The sequence below is a fragment of the Magnetospirillum gryphiswaldense MSR-1 v2 genome (assembly GCF_000513295.1).
Classification (GTDB): Bacteria; Pseudomonadota; Alphaproteobacteria; order Rhodospirillales; family Magnetospirillaceae; genus Magnetospirillum; species Magnetospirillum gryphiswaldense.
Genome location: NC_023065.1, coordinates 1634260 through 1651276 on the forward strand (window position 1 = coordinate 1634260; position 17017 = coordinate 1651276).

Annotated in this window: 13 protein-coding genes; 11 read left to right on the forward strand and 2 right to left on the reverse strand. The window is 63.4% G+C overall.

Annotated features, from left to right (window positions below):
- The first annotated feature begins 13 nt into the window (after positions 1 to 13).
- Together MGMSRV2_RS07800 and MGMSRV2_RS07805 are read left to right on the forward strand one after the other, a co-directional pair.
- Positions 14 to 2629 carry a DUF2339 domain-containing protein gene (locus MGMSRV2_RS07800; protein ID WP_024079821.1) on the forward strand — a complete coding sequence of 872 codons (2616 nt, stop codon included), beginning with the start codon at positions 14 to 16 and terminating at the stop codon, positions 2627 to 2629.
- 99 nt (positions 2630 to 2728) lie between these two features.
- Positions 2729 to 3487, forward strand: coding sequence for a response regulator transcription factor (locus MGMSRV2_RS07805; RefSeq protein WP_024079822.1), 759 nt, complete (start codon positions 2729 to 2731; stop codon positions 3485 to 3487).
- On the opposite strand, the gene MGMSRV2_RS07810 is transcribed toward MGMSRV2_RS07805, so the two are convergent.
- Positions 3480 to 7469 (reverse strand): hybrid sensor histidine kinase/response regulator, encoded by a 3990-nt coding sequence (locus tag MGMSRV2_RS07810; protein WP_024079823.1) that lies wholly within the window; start codon positions 7467 to 7469, stop codon positions 3480 to 3482. The two genes, MGMSRV2_RS07805 and MGMSRV2_RS07810, sit on opposite strands and share 8 nt — an antisense overlap.
- Before the next feature lie 319 nt (positions 7470 to 7788).
- Between MGMSRV2_RS07810 and MGMSRV2_RS07815 the strand changes: the two genes are divergently transcribed.
- The 9 genes from MGMSRV2_RS07815 (at position 7789) to MGMSRV2_RS07855 (ending at position 16783) form a co-directional block, all read left to right on the forward strand.
- The gene (locus tag MGMSRV2_RS07815) at positions 7789 to 8601 is read left to right on the forward strand and encodes an ion transporter (RefSeq protein ID WP_024079824.1); all 813 of its coding nucleotides are present in this window, start codon (positions 7789 to 7791) and stop codon (positions 8599 to 8601) included.
- Between the two features lie 5 nt (positions 8602 to 8606).
- Positions 8607 to 9731 (forward strand): serine hydrolase domain-containing protein, encoded by a 1125-nt coding sequence (locus MGMSRV2_RS07820; protein ID WP_024079825.1) that lies wholly within the window; start codon positions 8607 to 8609, stop codon positions 9729 to 9731.
- A 4-nt stretch (positions 9732 to 9735) separates the two neighbouring features.
- Positions 9736 to 10878, forward strand: a complete 1143-nt coding sequence (locus MGMSRV2_RS07825) for a TMEM43 family protein (protein WP_024079826.1) — start codon at positions 9736 to 9738, stop codon at positions 10876 to 10878.
- 215 nt (positions 10879 to 11093) lie between these two features.
- Positions 11094 to 11435: a DUF805 domain-containing protein gene (locus tag MGMSRV2_RS07830; RefSeq protein ID WP_024079827.1), complete on the forward strand. Its 342-nt coding sequence runs from the start codon at positions 11094 to 11096 to the stop codon at positions 11433 to 11435.
- 41 nt (positions 11436 to 11476) lie between these two features.
- The gene (locus tag MGMSRV2_RS07835; protein ID WP_024079828.1) at positions 11477 to 11839 is read left to right on the forward strand and encodes a hypothetical protein; all 363 of its coding nucleotides are present in this window, start codon (positions 11477 to 11479) and stop codon (positions 11837 to 11839) included.
- 139 nt (positions 11840 to 11978) lie between these two features.
- The gene (locus MGMSRV2_RS07840; protein ID WP_024079829.1) at positions 11979 to 13019 is read left to right on the forward strand and encodes a ligand-gated ion channel; all 1041 of its coding nucleotides are present in this window, start codon (positions 11979 to 11981) and stop codon (positions 13017 to 13019) included.
- A gap of 46 nt (positions 13020 to 13065) precedes the next feature.
- The gene (locus MGMSRV2_RS07845; RefSeq protein ID WP_024079830.1) at positions 13066 to 14433 is read left to right on the forward strand and encodes an Hsp70 family protein; all 1368 of its coding nucleotides are present in this window, start codon (positions 13066 to 13068) and stop codon (positions 14431 to 14433) included.
- A gap of 223 nt (positions 14434 to 14656) precedes the next feature.
- Positions 14657 to 15469: a substrate-binding domain-containing protein gene (locus tag MGMSRV2_RS07850; RefSeq protein WP_024079831.1), complete on the forward strand. Its 813-nt coding sequence runs from the start codon at positions 14657 to 14659 to the stop codon at positions 15467 to 15469.
- A gap of 3 nt (positions 15470 to 15472) precedes the next feature.
- Positions 15473 to 16783 (forward strand): sensor histidine kinase, encoded by a 1311-nt coding sequence (locus tag MGMSRV2_RS07855; protein WP_024079832.1) that lies wholly within the window; start codon positions 15473 to 15475, stop codon positions 16781 to 16783.
- Between the two features lie 16 nt (positions 16784 to 16799).
- On the opposite strand, the gene MGMSRV2_RS07860 is transcribed toward MGMSRV2_RS07855, so the two are convergent.
- Positions 16800 to 17015, reverse strand: a complete 216-nt coding sequence (locus tag MGMSRV2_RS07860; protein WP_024079833.1) for a SlyX family protein — start codon at positions 17013 to 17015, stop codon at positions 16800 to 16802.
- Between the last annotated feature and the right edge of the window lie 2 nt (positions 17016 to 17017).

Consider the following 17017-nt stretch of genomic DNA (forward strand, 5'->3'; position numbering starts at 1 on the left):
CCGGGAGGCGGAAATGTTTGATGGTTACATGCTGCTTGGGGCTTTGGTCGGGCTGTTCTTCGCCGTTGGCGTCCCCGCCGCCGCCTTTATCGCCCTGTCGCGGTCGAACCGGCTGGAAATGGAAGTCCGTGCCTTGCGCAAGCGTCTGGCTGCTGTCGAAATCAGCCAGACGCAGGCACATACGGTGCCGGTCCCGGTACCGGCGGTTCCCACACCGCCACCCCCCGAGCCCGAATCAATCGAAATCCCCGCCGAACCGGCCCGGACACCGCCGCCGCTGCCCACCCCCTCGCCCATTCCCATGGCGGCGGAGCGGGCCTTGACCGAACGCTGGCTGGTGTGGCTGGGCGGCATCGCCCTGGCCCTGGGCGGCGCCTTCCTGGTCAAGTATTCCAGCGACCAGGGATTGCTGGGCCCGGCGCTGCGGGTGTCGCTGGCCGCCGCCGCCGGCGTCGCCTTCATCGGCCTGGGCCATTGGCTGTCGCGCCGCGACCTGCCCCTGCCCGGCCTGCCCTGGCAGGTGCCGCCGGCCCTGGTCGCCGGTGGCGCGGCCATGGTCTTCGCCAGCATTTACGCCGCCTATGGCCTGTACGACCTGCTGTCACCCATGGCCGCCTTTACCGGCCTTGCCGCTACCGCCGCCGCCACCGTGCTGCTGTCGTTGGGTCACGGCCCCTTTGTCGCCCTGCTGGGCCTGATCGGCGGTTTCGCCGTGCCCATGCTGGTGCAATCGGACCATCCCAGCGCCATCGGCCTGTTCACCTATCTGCTGGTGCTGTCGGCGGGTGCCCTGGCCTTGTTGCGCTGGCGCGGCTGGTGGTGGCTGGCCTGGGCGGTTCTGGCCGGAAGTGCCGGCTGGAGCCTGATATGGCTGGTATTCTCGTGGCGCGACGGCGATGCCGTGGTGCTGGGGGCTTTCCTGTGTGCCTTGGCCGGCCTGTTCGCCGCCTTCCGCCTGGGCCTGCCGGCCATCCCCCATCTGGCCGGAACGGCCGAGCACCCCATGGTCCACCGGGTGGTGTTCATCGCCGCCGCGATCATCTGTGTCGTCACCCTGGCCTTGGCCCATGGCGACGACTTCTCGCCCCAGGCCATGACCGTGCCGGTCATTCTGTCCGGGCTGTTCCTGGCCTTCAGCTGGCGCGATCAGGTCTTTGACCGGGTGCCGTGGATCGCCGCAACCCTGGCGGTGCTGATTTTGGCCGGCTGGGATGCCGGCCTGCGCGAGATCGACGCCATCGGCGACATCCTGTCGCCGCCGCTGCCGGGCGAGGCCGGGCGCTTCGCCTGGGTGGCGCTGATCCTGGCCGCGCTGTTCGGCATGGGCGGTTTCATCGCCATCGGGCGGACGGAGCGGCCCTGGCGTTGGGCGGCACTGTCGGCAGCGGCGCCCTTGGCCCTGCTGGCGGTGTCCTATTGGCGGCTGGTGCCGCTGGGCCATGTCTGGGCCTGGGTGGCCGGGGCCCTGGCCGTAGGCGCCGTTTTGCTGCTGGCGGGCGAACGCATGGCCCGACGGCGCGGCGAAACCGGAATGGACGGCGCTCTGGCCGCCTATGCGGTGGGGACCATCGGCGCCGTCGCCCTGGCCGCCACCTTCGCCCTGGAACAGGCTTGGCTGACCGTCGCCCTGGCGGTATTGCCGGCGGCCATCGCCTGGGTCGAACGGCGCCTGTGCCTTGACGGCCTGCGCAATGTCGCCCTGCTGTTGGCCGCGATCATCCTGATCCGGCTCGGGCTCAACCCCTATGTGCTGGATTATCCCATTGCCGAGGGCAGCGCCTTCAACTGGCTGCTGTACGGCTATGGAATCCCCATGCTGGCTTTTGCCGGGGCCGCCCGCCTGTTCCGCCAGCGCGCCGACGATCTGCTGGTCGCCGTGCTGGAAGCCGGTGCCATCGCCCTGGCGGTGCTGCTGGTCAGCCTGGAAATCCGCCACCTGACCGCCGACAGCCTGACCGCGGGGACGTATTCCCTGACCGAACGCGGCTTGCATACCATCGCCTGGCTCTCCGGCTCGGCCCTGCTGTTCCTGGCCCACCGGCGCAGCGGGCGGTTGGTGCCGCTGCGTGCGGCCCAGGCTTTGCTGCTGCTGGCCACCGCCCAGGCGGTGTGGTTGCAGGCGGTTTTCGGCAATCCGCTGATCAGCCGCGAAACCGTGGGGGAGACCCTGGTCTTCAATCCGCTGCTCTTGGTTTTCGCCGCCCCCGCCCTGCTTTATGCCGTTCATGTCCGCTTGGCCCCCTCCCAACCGTCATGGCAACGCCCGGCCTGCGCCGTGCTCGGGCTGGTCTTCGCCTTTTTGTGGGCAACCTTGGAAATCCGCCACGTCTTCGCCGGTGCCAGATTGTGGGTTGGTCCTGTGGTCCAGACCGAATTGTGGGCCTATTCCGTGCTGTATCTGCTGGGCGGGGTGGCGGTGCTGCTGGGCGGCGTGCGGGCGGGTTCAACCGCTTTCCGCCGTGGCGGGTTGGCCATCATCTTGCTGGTGGTGGCCAAGGTCTTCCTGATCGATCTGTCGCAGACCACCGGCATCTGGCGGGCCCTGTCGTTCCTGGGCTTGGGCCTGGGCCTGGTGGGAACGGGCTGGCTTTACCGCCGCTTCGTCCGGCTGGCGGATGAAGTGCGCTGAGCCCACCGAGGCAGACGTCGAAGGCGGCGGCGCAATTGGCTTTTGACCACCCCCCATACCATCGCTATGATTGAAGGGATATGGTGGATGGGGGGCTAAATGGGCGACAGTCTTACGCTAGCTATGACCCAGTCACGACAGGACATCAGGCCCAAGCTTGTCGTGCTGGATGACGACCCGGTTACCCGGTCGATGATCGCCCGGTATTTCTCGGATGAAGGCTTTCATGTGCGCGAAGCGCCGTCGGCGGCGGAATGCCGTACGTTGTTGAAAGCCTCTCCCCCCGATCTGCTGTTTGTCGATATCCATCTGCCCGATGCCAACGGCATCACCTTTGCCCAGGAAATCCGGGCCAGCAGTCAAGTCGGCATCATCTTCGTCACCCAGCGTGACAGCGAAATCGACCGTGTCGTCGGGCTTGAATCGGCAGGCGACGATTATGTCACCAAACCCATCAACCTGCGTGAACTGATGGCGCGGACGCGGTCTTTACTGCGTCGCAGCAAGCAGAGTTCGGGGCAGCCCAGCCATCGTTCCGTCATCACCTTCGGCGCCTATGTCATGGATATGACGCGACGGGAACTGTCGAGCAAAGGCGGCAAGCTGATCCCATTGACGCGCGGCGAGTTCGATCTGCTGGCGGCGCTGGTCGAAGCCAACGGACGCCCGCTTTATCGCGACTTCCTGGCCGAGGTGGTGAACAACCGCACCGGCGGCGGCGAAGGCGCCCTGCGCACGGTGGATACCTTGGTGGCGCGGCTGCGCCGCAAGCTGAAGCAGGCTGAAGGCGACGAGACACTCATCATCACCATGCCGGGCATCGGCTATCGTTTCGGTCGCGTCGTCGGACTTACCTGAGCGACCGGGCATAAACCGCCAAGGCCTTCAGCCCCGCCAACCGACCGGCACGCAACTGCCCGAGCATGCCGGCCAATTCTGCCGACGCCACCTTGGCGGCGGCCTCGACCTCGGACGTCATCGCCCCCAATTCCATCATTCCCAACGAGCCCGAGGCGCTGCGCAGCCGGTGCGCCAAGGCCTGAACACCATCCCCGTCACCTGATTGAGCGGCTTTTTCCATGCTGGCGATCATATCGCGCGATACCTTTTGGAACAGACGGACGAGCCGGATCATTTCGCGCGGCCCCAAGATGTCCACTTGCTGGGCCAAAAACCCCAGATCCAGCCCCCTCGAACTCGGCAGCACCGGTCGGGCGGTCGCCGCCAGGCGTTGCAGGTCCTCAATCCTGACCGGCTTGGCCAAGGTTTCGTCCATGCCCGCGTCCAGACACTGACGGCGCACCTCGTCATTGAGATCTGCGGTCATGGCGATGATGACGGCCCGGCCCCGGCCCACCGCCGTTTCCTGATTCCTGATCCGCAGGGCGGCTTCCATGCCGTCCATATCCGGCATGCGCACATCCATCAGCACGACGTCGAAAGCGGATTGAACCATGGCCGCCACCGCATCGTGACCGCAGGTGGCCACGCTGACGTGATGGCCCATATGGGTCAGCATGCGCTCGGCCACCCTTAGATTGATTTCCTCGTCATCGACCACCAGCACCCGCAAACCGCCGGACCCGGTGGGATCGGGCAAAGCCTCCACCGTCGGTGCCGGCGGCGGCGCCCCCCATTCGGCCCGGAAATCCAGGCGGAACCGGCTGCCGTTCGCCACCGTGCCGTCATGGACCAGTTCACCGCCCAGATGGGTGGCCATGCGCCGCGACAGAGCCAGTCCCAAACCGACACCGCCGAACCGGCGGGTGATGGAATCATCGGCCTGGATGAATTCACTGAAAATGGCTTGGCTCATGTCCGGCGGCACACCGATACCGGTATCGGTGACGGTGACGACCACATGGCGGCGGGTATCGTCGTCAGTGACCGCCACGGTGATGGTGACCGATCCGTGATCGGTGAATTTGACCGCGTTACCGATCAGGTTGAGCAGAATGCGCGACAATTTGACCCGATGGGACCGAATCCACATTTCTTCGTCCGGCAGAACCTCAAGAATCAGGGCCAGTCCCTTGGCCTCGGCATGGGGGCGCAGCATGGCGGCGATTTCCTGGGCCAGGGCCCGCATATCCATGTCATCCAGGGTGATTTCAGCGGATTGCGAGCCTTCGCGGCCATATTCAAGCACGCTTTCCACCAACAATCGCAAATTGTCGCCAGCCTGTTTGGCCCGCGACAGCGACTGGCGTTGATCCTCGTCCAGCCGGCCCAGATCAAGGATCTGCAACATTCCCAGCAGACCGTTCAGCGGCGTCCGGATTTCATGACCGATGATCGCCAGAAACCGGGATTTCATGGCATCGGCGGCTTCCGCCACCTCCTTGGCCCGGCGGGCGTGCTCTTCTCCGGCCAAGGCCCATTGCCGTGCGGCCTCGGCTTCGGCGGTTTTGGCGATCACCTGTTGGTTCAGTTCCGTCTCGCGCCGCTGGTGATAGGCCTTGCGCATCAGGATAAGGCCGATACCCCCGCCCAGGATCGACAACCACAGTATGGAGCGGAACCACGCCGTCTGATACCAGGCCGGCAGAACGTGGATGCTCAGTTCCAGCGGTTCGCCCCATTTACCGATGCTGCTTGATCCCATCAGCTCCAGTTTATGCACGCCCGGCGGCAGATTGGTGTAGCTGGCGGTGCGGTGATAGGCATCGGTATAAACCCAATCGGATTTGTCCAGGCGATAGGCATAGCGATTGCGTTCCGGAGCGGAATAATCGAGGGCGGAATAATCCACCTGGATACTGTCTTCGCCGGAGGGAATCTCGATTTTTTCAGCCAGCAGCACCGGCTGGCCGCCAACCCGTATGTCCGTCACCACCACCGGCGGACGGAAATCCCAACTGGGCAAGACGGTGGGGCGGACCACGGCCATGCCGCCGAAACCGCCCAAAACCAGGGTTCCATCCTTCATCCTTGTGGCCGATCCGGCCCAGAAGGTCTTGATCTCAAGCCCCTCGGGCGGGCCCAGGGTGCGCACTTTCAAGGTTTCCGGATCAAGCACCGACAGGCCGTCGCCGGTGCCCGCGACCATCAGGCCGCCTTCCCCTTCGATGACCGACAAGACGGTGCCGCTACCCAATCCCTGGGCCCGGCCCACCCGCGTAAACCGCAACCGGCCTTCCTGTTCGGGATCGAAGATGCCGATGCCGTTGCCGGTGGCCAGCCACAAGCGGCCGAACCGATCCTCGGCGATGCGGTTGATGATGTCGCTGGGCAGGCTGGCGGAATCGCCGGGATCGTTGAAAATGCGCCTGAACCGACCGGATTGCGCGTCTTCCAGCAGATCGAAGCCGCGTTGGGTTCCGACCCATAAACGCTGGGCGCGGTCACGGTGGATGGCCTGTACGCTGTTGTCGCTCAGCGTCGTCGCGTCATCGCGCACCGACCGGTAGAACCGCGGTATCCCGCCATCAGGGGGAATGTTGACCAACCCCATGGAGCCCCCGGCCCACAGCGAATCATGGTCGCGGTACAAGGTCTGGATGTTGCTATCCTTCAACGGCGCATAAGGCGTGACCCTGCCGGTTTTGATATCGATCTCGAACAATCCCGAAGGCAAACCGGCCCAAACCCGGCCATCGGCGGTATCGGCCACCGCCTGAACCGGGCCGCCGGGCAACCCTTCGGGCCATGGTCCGGTGGCGGGCATGTCCGCCGACAACCTGGCGCCGGGCTCCACCAGAGCCAGACCGGAGACGCGGAAGCCCAGCCAGACGCCGCCATCATCGGCGGCGGCGACGCTGCGGACATCGTGTCCGGTCAGACCGCCGTCACGGTGGGTCACCACCGTGACGACGCGCTGATTGGTGGGAATATGACGGTCGATGCCGCGTAGCGTCCCGGCCCAGACCAGCCCCGAGCGGTCCACCAGCAAATCGGTCACCGTGTCGTCGCCAAGACTGGTGGCGGCGGTGGGGTCGCGCCTCAGCCCGCGAACACGCTTGGACTCCAGGTGGAACTCACGGATGCCGCCACCATATTCGGCCACCCACAACACCCCCGGCCTGGGCTCGGCAAAGGCGGTGACGCGATAATGCGACCGCTCCAGCACTGTTTCCAGCACGGCCTTGCCACCGTCGGCGGAGATGTAGCCGACGGCGCCGTGGCGGGTGCCGAACCAGATCTTGCCGTTGACGTCCTCGTATAAAGCCGTGGCCGCGTCGATTCCCAGATCGACCGGCATGGTGACCGGCACGAAAGTACCGCCGGGTTGGCGCTTCCAGATACCGCCGCCGGCCGTCCCCACCCAGATTCGCCCCCCCCGGTCGATCAATATGCTGGTGGCCTCGCCCTTGGGAATGCCTTCCTCGCGCTGCCAGGTCCGGGTCGCCACGTCCAGGCGGAAGGCCCCCTGACGGCTGGCGGTCCACACGCCCCCCTTGCCATCCCCGCAAATGCCGTTCAAGCGCCCGAAATCACCCTGCGGATGGCGATAGGTGACGAAACCCTGGCTGGCTTCGTCAAACCGAACCACCACCCCCGACACGGTACTGAACCAGGGGCGGCCATATTCGTCGGCAAAGGCCTTAGTGATGATGTTGTCGGGCAACGAATTGGGATCGTCGTCATCATGGCGGAACACCGTCATGCGATAACCGTCCCAACGGGCGACGCCGCCGGGCGTCGCCGCCCAGATGAACCCCTTGCCGTCCTGAGCCAGACCCAAGGCCACCGGATAGGGCAATCCCTCGGCCGGGGTCAGATGGCTGAACACCGGGGGCACATTGTCATCCCAGGCATCCTGATTGGCGCGATCATCCCTGGCCAATGCCTGACCAACGGATAAAACGACGCACAGCCACAATGCCAGGACGTTGCGCACATCGCCTCCCACGGTTTTTGCCCTGCCCGGAGCCTATCCCCCAAGCACCCCAGGAAACAACCGCGGCCACGGCCCCTGTGAACGTTTATCGACACCTCGTCCATATCGCATCGACCGGATGATCAAGTCGATGATTTATCGGCAAAATCCTGTAAACATCGGTGGATGACCGTCCACAACAGGTCGACAGCACGTTCACAACGATCCTCTAGCGTGCCGAAAGTTTGTGGACGATGTCATCTTGATCCCATAGCCCCCCCGCATCGCACGGGGGGCTTTCTCTTGGCATCAAGTCACATCGAATGGAAGGGGCGATCACATGAATTTCATTAAAAGCATTGTGGAAAATAAGATTTTCCAATGGTTTATCATTGGCGTCATCCTGGTCAACGCTGGCATCCTCGGCCTGCTGACCATGGAGCATACGCCCGAGACCTTGCACGCTCTCGAAGTGCTCGACCAGATTTGCCTGGTCATCTTCTGCATTGAAATCGCCATGAAGCTGATCGTCATGCGTGGCGCCTTCTTCAAGGACGGCTGGAACGTGTTCGACGTCATCGTCGTCGGCATCGCCCTGGCTCCGGCCACCGGCGAATTGTCGGTACTGCGTGCCCTGCGCGTGCTGCGACTGATGCGCTTGGCCTCGGCCATTCCGTCCATGCGCCGGGTCATCAACGGCATGTTCGCCGCCATCCCCGGCGGTGGTTCGGTCGCCGCCGTGCTGTTCGTCATGTATTACGTCGCCGCCATCATGGGCACCAACTTCTTCGGCAAGACGGTTCCCGCCCATTTCGGCGACCTGGGCACCACCTTCTTCACCTTGTTCAAGATGATGACGCTGGAAGGCTGGCCGGACATCGCCTCCGATGTGCTGGAGCACCATCCCAGGGCCTGGATCTTCTTCGTCATCTTCATCGTCTTCACCACCTTCACCACCTTGAACCTGCTGTTCGGCATCATCGTCGACGCCATGGAGCAGGCCAAGGAAGCCGACGCCCGTCAGCAGATGGCCGAACAGGGCGTGGAAGTGACCGAGCAATCCAACGAAATGCGCCTGGCGATCATCGAAGACGACGTCAAGCACATCAGGGCCTTGCTGACCAACATGTCGGCCAAGCCGGCTGGGGAATAACCAAAATGGCTTTCTGGCGCGGGCTGCTGTCCACATCGGCAAGTGTATTGACAGTGATGGTGGCCAGTGCGGCGGCGACTTCCGCCGCCGAGCCGGGGCGCGGGCAGGTGTTTCACAGCATCTTGCAACGCTACCTGGACCAGGAAGATTTGAATGGCGGGGTGCTGCTGGTGTCGGCACCCCACCACCGCGAGGTCGCAGCCTTGGGCTTCGCCGACGACCGGACCAATACCCGCATCACCGCCGACAGCCGCTTTTACGTGGCTTCGGTGGGCAAGATGGTGACCGCTACCACCGCCCTGCAATTGGTGGAAGAAGGCGCCCTGTCGCTTGACGCCCCGGTGCTGGGATTGGTGGGCAGCGTGCCCGACATCGCCAAACTGCCCAATGTCGGCAAGGCCAATGTCGAGCAATTGCTCAACCATTCCTCGGGCATTGCCGATTACCTGACCGACAAGTTTTCCGAGGATTTTCACGCCAACCCGACGCGCCTGACCGCGGCCAGGGTGCTGCCTTATGCCTATAAGGAAAAGCCGCCCGGCCAGACCGGTAAGGTCCATGAATACAGCAACAGCAATTATGTGCTGTTGGGCGACATCATCGCCAAGGCCGATGGTGGTTCGTTCGAGGAATCCATCCGCCGCCGCGTGCTCAAGCGGGCCGGTATGGACAACACCACCGTGGGGGCCGATCCCAAGGACCGCACGCTGGCCCATGGCTACGCCGATTTGGAAGAAACCGGCGAAAACCAGGATGTCAGCCGTTATGCCTGGAACAGCCCGCTGGGCGACGGGCCGCTGGTGACCACCGCCGACGATCTAGAACGCTTTCTGTTCGCCCTGTTCCGCGACGGCAAGCTGCTGAAGCCGGCCACCTTGGCACGCATGACCGCGCCGTCCAAGCTGGAGGCGGAATACGGCCTGGGCGTCGAACTGGGCCACGACCGTTGGGGCGATTGGTACGGCCATTCCGGCCTGGAAGACGGCTTCGAGGCCGAAACCCGCTATTACCCCGGTCGCAAGGCCGTGCTGGTGGTCATGGTCAACGGCAACACCGAATCGGAAAAATCCATCCTGGACCGGGCGGCGGCGGCACTGTTCCGCGCCACATCGGGCGACACGAGGAAATAAGGCCATGGCCGACGACGACAGCTTCACCGTCACCCAACACCGCAACTGGTTTTCCCGCTTCGGCGATTCCATCGCCGGGGTGATCGTCGGCCTGCTGCTGTTCGCCGTCAGCTTCGTCGTGTTGTTCTGGAACGAATCACGGGCGGTCGACGCCATCACCGCCCTTGATCTGGGGGCGAAGACGGTGGTGTCGGTCAGCGCCGAGCGCGTCGATCCCGCCAATCAGGGCCGCCTGATCCACCTGTCCGGCCCGGTGACGGTGCCCGCCGCCTTGGAAGACAAGCAATTCCGCGTCAGCGCCGCCAACGCCCTGCGCCTGTCCCGTCAGGTCGAGATGTACCAGTGGGTCGAGACCGAGGAACAAAAGACCGAGAAATCCGTGGGCGGCGGCGAGACCACCACCACCACCTACCGCTATTCCCGCCAATGGCGTGAAGGCGCGGTGGAGTCCAGCCGGTTCAAGCGGCCCGAGGGGCACCACAACCCGGCCATGCACCATACCTCGCGCCGGATCGACGTCCAGGGGGCCAAGATCGGCGCCTTCACCCTGGACCACAGCCAGATCACCCAGTTGGATGCCTTCGAGCCGCTGCCGGTGACCGGCGACACCCCCGCCCCACAAGGATTCCGGTGGGTGGGCGAGCAGCTTTATCGCGGCACCTCACCCCAGGATCCGCAGGTAGGCGACCTGCGCGTCGGCTTTTCCATGGTGCCGGCCACAAGCCTGAGCGTGGTGGCGGCGCAATCGGGCAGCACCTTGGCCGAATACACCACCAATCAGGGCTATGGCATCAATCTGTCCGCTATCGGCACCCACACCGCCGCCGCCATGTTCACCCAGGCGAAACGGGACGAGGCGACACTGACCTGGATTTTGCGCGGCGCCGGCTTTTTGCTGATGCTGTTCGGGCTGATGCTGATGAGCAGCCCGCTGCATTGGCTGGCCAGCCTGCTGCCCTTGCTGGAATCCCTGGTGTCGGCGGCCACCTTCGTCATGGCCCTGGCCGTCGCCATCCCTTTGACCCTGGTCACCATCGCCCTGGCCTGGCTGACCTATCGTCCCTTGCTGGCGGGGGGGCTGATCCTGGGCGGATTGGCCGGCGCCTTCATCATCAAACGCATGGCCGGCAAGAAAGTCGCCACCTGAGCAGAGACAAGGATAAAGGGAGCAAAATGGTTAAAATTTTAAATTAATGCGATTGTTATGGTTGAGCCATTTCGGCATATGACTTATTATTGTGCGATTTTAGACGACACACAAAAACAGCAAACGATTTGCTTTGATACTTTTGCCTTGCAACTTAGAGGGTGGCCTCATCGTGGACAGGAAATTTGTCCCGATTGGGTTTGAAGGAGGGGTGAATGAAAAACTTGCTACTCAGTCTGAACGGACGCATTCCGCGCAAGACATATTGGATGTTCTTTCTGGCGATCATCGTCTTGAACGTGGTGGCGCTGACCTTGGACAGCCTCATCGCCGGCGACGATATCGAAGCGTTTCCGCTGTTCAGCCTGATCATTTCGTTGGCCATGATCTGGCCGTCCATCGCCGTGAGCGCCAAGCGCTGGCATGACCGCGACAAGTCCGGCTGGTGGATGCTGATCACCCTGATCCCGCTGGTCGGCCCGATCTGGGCGTTGGTGGAAAACGGCTTCCTGGCTGGTACCGAGGGCGATAATCGCTTCGGCCCGGCTTGTGTTTGATCAAACTGTTTACCTGTGCAACTGAAAACAAGGGGATTACCATGAAGAAATTTGCTTTCGCTGTTCTGGCCGCCGCCATGTTCACCTCCGCCGCCGCTCAGGCTGGCGATCAGGATTTCGCCTTGGTCAACAAGACCGGTTACCAGATCGACGAAGTTTACGTCGCCACCCCGAGCTCGAAGAGCTGGGGCAAGGACATCATGGGCGACGGCGTTCTGTCCAATGGCGCCAAGAAGAACATCATTTTCCGCAACTCCACCACCGCCTGCAAGTGGCAGCTGGCCGTGAAGTTCGAAGATGGCAGCGACGTTGAATGGGAAGAGCCCTTCGACCTGTGCACGGTCGAAGTGATCACCTTGAAGTACAACAAGAGCACCGGCGTCACCAGCGCCGAAGCCAAGTAATCATATCCGTTACAGTGCCCGGAGACCCAGGTCTCCGGGCATTTTACCGCCGCCATCGGTAAAGCCAAAAAACCCCACACATCATCACGTCCCCACACCAGACCGGCAAGGTCTGAACCCTTACTCATGGGAGAAGGCCATGCGCCTGACGACTATTGCAAAAATGTTGACGGTGGTCATGGCCACCTGTTTCGCCGGTACAGCCCTGGCAGCGGAACCGGCGGCAAAAAAGGAAGCCCCAAAGGCGGAACCCGCCAAGGTGGAGGAAGAGGCCAAGCCCGACCAGATCCGCCTGGGTCTTTTCATCACCAATATCTATAATATCGACTTCGCCAACAACCAGTTCAGCACCCAATTCTGGGCTTGGTTCAACCATGACCGCAAGTCCTTCACGGCGCAGTCTGGCATCGAATTCCCCAGCGCCAAGAACTCCCGCATCCTGAACACGGTCAAGGAAGAGCGCGACGGCAAGATTTGGGCGCAAGCCAAGTACGATGTCCAGTTCAACCAGTATTGGGACATCCGCAACTATCCCTTCGACCGTCAGGTTCTGACCTATATCCTGGAATGCGCCGACGCCGATTCCTCTGGCGTGCAGTTCGTCGCCGACCAGGGCAGCAAGCTCAGTGACGAGTTGACGCTGGATGGCTGGGATATCTCGAACTTCCGCGTCAAGAACGTGGATCACGAGTACAACACCTCGTACGGCGATCCCGATCTGGGCGCCGATGGCCCCTCGGCCTACAGCCGAGTCATCGCCGAGCTGGAATTGAAGCGCAACGGCTGGCGTCTGCTGTTCTACAACTTCCTGGGTTTTGTCTTCGGCATCAGCCTTTCCGGCGTCGTGCTCTACGTCAACGCGGTGCCGCGCCTGTCGGAAACCATCGTCCTGGCCACCAAGGTCGCCATGGGCACCGGCGCTCTGTTCGCCTCGGTCGGTGCGGCCTACGTGTTGCAGGCCCGCCTGCCCTCGACCACCGCCTTCACGGTCGCCGACGCCATTCAGGGCACCGCCTTCCTGGCGACGCTCTTGGCCGTCATATCGTCCCTGGCGGCGGAAGCGCTGACCAAGGCCAAGCGGACCGAGGCGGCAACCCTGATGGGGCGGCTTCTGTTCGCATCCTTCCTGCTGATGCTGGCGGTCGACGCCTATCTTCTGACCATGGCGGTCAAGTCCTGATCCTGGTCGCCACCGCGAAAAGCCCTCGCCCTCGGCGGGGGCTTTTTTGTTGCGCACCGTCGCCAAGGCGGGTACCTACTCCGCTCCCAATTTCCAAGAGGCGCGGCAGATGTTCGTAGGCATGGATTTCGGCACCTCCAACAGTGCCGTCGGCATCGTTGACGCCAGCGGCGCCGCCCGCATCGTCAGCCACGACAATGCCGGCCTGTCCGAGCGGGCCACCAATGATACCCTGCGCTCGATGATCGCCTTCGACCGTGCCCATCGCGATAGCGACGGCTGGCCGCTGCCCCTGGTCGGCCAGGCCGGCATCGCCGCCTATCTCAACAGCGGCGACGAGTGCCGGTTGCTGCAATCGTTCAAAAGCCACCTGACCAGCCGGCTGTTCACCAGCGCCACCATCTTCAACCGCCCTTACAGCCTGGAACGGCTGATCGCCATCGTCGTCGAGCGGTTGCGCCTGAGCGCCGAGGGCCAACGCGGCGCCCCGCTGACCCAGGTGGTGGCGGGACGCCCGGTGCGCTTTGTCGCCGAGGACGGCAAGGATGTCGACGATTACGCGGTGGAGCGGCTGACGGAGGCCTTCCGTCAGGCCGGCATCGCCGAAATCGCCTTTGAATTCGAGCCCATCGCCGCCGCTTATTATTATGAACGCACGCTCGACCACGATGAAACCGTGCTGGTCGCCGATTTCGGCGGCGGCACCAGCGATTTTTGTCTGGTGCGGCTGGGGCCGGGACGGGCGGGCATGGCCGATCCGCGCGACGCCATCATCGGCACCGGCGGCGTCGGCATCGCCGGCGACACTTTCGACCGCCGCATCGTCGAACGCGGCATCGCCCCGTTCTTCGGCAAGAACACCACCTATCACAGCAACAAGAAGGATTTGCCGGTTCCCGACTGGATCTACGGCAAGTTCGCCCGCTGGCACCATATCGGCTTTCTCGGCACCGGCTCGACCCTGCGCATGCTGCGCGACATCCAGCGCCACGCCAGCCACCCCGAGCGCATCGAGGACCTGCTGACCCTGATCGAATACAATCTGGGCTATCACCTGTATCGGTCGGTGGAACAGGCCAAGGTCGCCTTGTCGCAAGGGACGGAAACCACCTTCGTCTTCGATCATGATCCGGTGCGGGTGGAACGCCCCATCACCCGGGCCGAGTTCGAGGACTGGATATCGCCCGAACTGACCGAGATCGAAACCTGCGTCGAGACCCTGTTGACCAGCACCGGCACGCCGGCGGGCAAAGTCGATCGGGTGTTCATGACCGGCGGCTCGTCGCTGGTGCCGGCGGTGCGCGCCATCTTTGACCGCCGCTTCGGCGCCGAAAGGGTCCGTGCCGGCGGCGAGTTCGTCTCGGTGGCCAGCGGTCTGGCCTATCGCGCCGCCGAACTGTTCGGGCGCGGCTGAGCTTTCAACCCGGACCGCCCGGAGGCCGAGCCTTTCGCTACCGCGAAAAAACTCATTCAGTTGTTGCGTGAATATAAATTACACCCTTTGGTCGCTGACGGGGCGATCAGACTGTGATGACGTACCATTCCGCCTTTCGGTTGAGCCGGAATCTAGCTATTCTGACGCTAATCAGTGGTGAATGCACTGCTCATACGGGAAATTTTGACTAAGGTTTGAACTCATGCGGCGGGCAATACTGGGATTGGGTGTGACGGCGCTGTGCCTGTGCGTATCGGCAGCCGAGGCGGTCGAGCGGCTGCGTGTCGCCGGCACCGGCGTTGGTGTGGCACTGATGCGCCAATTAGGCCAGACCTATCAGGCGGCCAATCCCGGGGCGTCGTTGTGGGTGCCCGACAGCGTCGGCACCATCGGCGCGATTCGTGGTCTGGCGGCCGGTAAGCTGGATGTCGGTTTCGTGCTGCGCACACCGACCGCGGATGAACTGCCCGGTGGGCAGGCCATCGAGATCTGCCGGACTCCGTTGGTTTTTTTCGCCGCTGCCGACCGCAAAGACGTCACGCTGACCCGCGCCGACCTGCCTGCACTTTATAACAGCTCGCTTTCCGGCTTTGCCGGCGGCGCGGTGCGACCGTTACTGCGTCCGCCCACCGATACCGGCACCATGTTGCAGGTCGGCTTTTTTCCTGAATTGGCCAAGATCCTGCCAGCGGCGCGCGAAAGACGCGGCGCAATCATGGCGCTAAACGACCAGGACGCCATGGACGCGGTCGAAGGATCACGCACCCTGGTGGCGTTTGGCGCGCTGGCGCCGATCATCGCCGAACAGCGCAAGATCACGGTGGTTCCATTGGACGGTTTGGCCGGCACGGTCGATGAGATGGCCGCCGGTCGTTATCCCTATGACACGCCGCTCTTGCTGCTGTTGGGGGCCAATCCGTCCGACGAGGCTTCGCGTTTCGTCGCTTTCGCCCGCTCTCCCCAGGCCGCCCAGATCCTGCGCGCGCAGGCCTGCCTGCCGTCGTCCGGAGGCTAGGACGTGAGGTTTTCGGGAGAAACGGAGTTTCATCGGTCGGTCTTACGGGTACGTTGGCTGTTCTCGGTGGTGCTGTGGGCGATGGGAGCCTTGTGGCTGGTGGTGGTTCCCGCTCTGGAGCTGGAACGCTCCTATCAGCGCATCCGTACCGAGGCCGGCATTCGCTTGGCGCTGGCGGCCGATCTGGTGTCGTCGCACATCGCCAACAATCTGGAAACCTGGGAGTTCGAAGGCGTCCGCCTGCCATCGCTGGTAACCAGCGTCACCCGCGGCAGCCAGATCAGCATCAGCCACCTGGAGCTGCTGAACGGCCAGAACCGATCAATCATGGCCATCGAAGCCGGCCCGGTTCCGACCTTGCCGCTGGTATTGCGCGAGCCGGTGACCGATGGCGTGGTACCGGTCGGTGAGGTGGTCATGACGGTCGCGCTCGACCCGGCTTTCACCGCAGCCGCTCGCTCCGGCGGGATTGGCCTGGTGTCGGTGCTGGTGTTGCTCACCTTGGCGCACGTGGTCGGGCGCCGGATGCTCGACCATGCCATGGCGGTGGTGGGCGATACTACCCTGCGATTGGCCCAACAATTGGAACAGCGCGACCGCGACCAGCGCCTGCTGGCCCGGCAGGCCCTGCATCTGCGCCAGGCCGGCGAGGATTTTGCGCATGTGGCGCGCATGGCCGCGCATCACCTGCAGGAGCCACTGCGCACCGTACTGGCCTACGCGCAATTATTGTTGCGCTGGCATCGCGAAGGCGGCGGGGGTATCGAACGGGCCGACGGCTATGTCGAGTTCGTCCGCGCCGGCATCGAACAGATGCGCGGTCAATTGTCGGCCCTGGCCGCATACATGGACCTGCGCACCAAGGATTTTTCACCGCAGCCGGTCGAACTTGAGGCGGTGGTGGCCAAGGCGGCGGCGGCCATGGCCGCCTTGGATGTGCGGTTGAACTGGCAAGACTTGCCGGTAGTGGCGGCGCAACCCGATCGCCTGTACGATCTGTTCTTCGATATTTTCGGCTGGTCCAAGCGGTATCGTCTGCCGGACCAACCGCTGGAGGTGAGCATCTCGGCCGAGCCCAGCCCCGAAGGTTGGGTCATCGCCATCGCCGACAACGGTCGGTCTCTAGGCGACCGCGATCCCGAGCGAATGTTCGGCCTGTTGGTGCATGACGGTGATGGACGTATGGTCCTCGGGTTGGCAGCCGCCCGCCTGACCGTCTTCATGATGGGTGGTCGGCTGTGGGCGGAACCGACGGATACCGGTGCGCGGCTATCTCTGGAAATACCGAATGCAGACGCGTGCACGAATCCGTAGCCGCTAGGATGTCTTTTCAATAATGCGGTGGCGGACGGTCGTCCTGGGGCGAGCGTTCGCCGCCGGCCTCGACATTTTGCAGGCGATCGACCAGACGGCGGACCATCAGGTTCAGGCGGGTGATCTCGTCTTGCTGCTGCGCCATCACCTCGGACATGTCCTCGGCCATCCGTTCGTGATGGGCCAAGCGGATTTCCAGATCGGTCAGACGGGATCGGGTGTCGTCGGTCATGA

What these genes read in the sequence shown, in the direction of transcription:
- MGMSRV2_RS07800 (WP_024079821.1), top strand. Translation starts at nt 14, where the DNA reads ATGTTTGATGGTTACATGCTGCTTGGGGCTTTGGTCGGGCTGTTCTTC.
- MGMSRV2_RS07805 (WP_024079822.1), top strand. Translation starts at nt 2,729, where the DNA reads ATGGGCGACAGTCTTACGCTAGCTATGACCCAGTCACGACAGGACATC.
- MGMSRV2_RS07815 (WP_024079824.1), top strand. Translation starts at nt 7,789, where the DNA reads ATGAATTTCATTAAAAGCATTGTGGAAAATAAGATTTTCCAATGGTTT.
- MGMSRV2_RS07820 (WP_024079825.1), top strand. Translation starts at nt 8,607, where the DNA reads ATGGCTTTCTGGCGCGGGCTGCTGTCCACATCGGCAAGTGTATTGACA.
- MGMSRV2_RS07825 (WP_024079826.1), top strand. Translation starts at nt 9,736, where the DNA reads ATGGCCGACGACGACAGCTTCACCGTCACCCAACACCGCAACTGGTTT.
- MGMSRV2_RS07830 (WP_024079827.1), top strand. Translation starts at nt 11,094, where the DNA reads ATGAAAAACTTGCTACTCAGTCTGAACGGACGCATTCCGCGCAAGACA.
- MGMSRV2_RS07835 (WP_024079828.1), top strand. Translation starts at nt 11,477, where the DNA reads ATGAAGAAATTTGCTTTCGCTGTTCTGGCCGCCGCCATGTTCACCTCC.
- MGMSRV2_RS07840 (WP_024079829.1), top strand. Translation starts at nt 11,979, where the DNA reads ATGCGCCTGACGACTATTGCAAAAATGTTGACGGTGGTCATGGCCACC.
- MGMSRV2_RS07850 (WP_024079831.1), top strand. Translation starts at nt 14,657, where the DNA reads ATGCGGCGGGCAATACTGGGATTGGGTGTGACGGCGCTGTGCCTGTGC.
- MGMSRV2_RS07860 (WP_024079833.1), bottom strand. Translation starts at nt 17,015, where the DNA reads ATGACCGACGACACCCGATCCCGTCTGACCGATCTGGAAATCCGCTTG.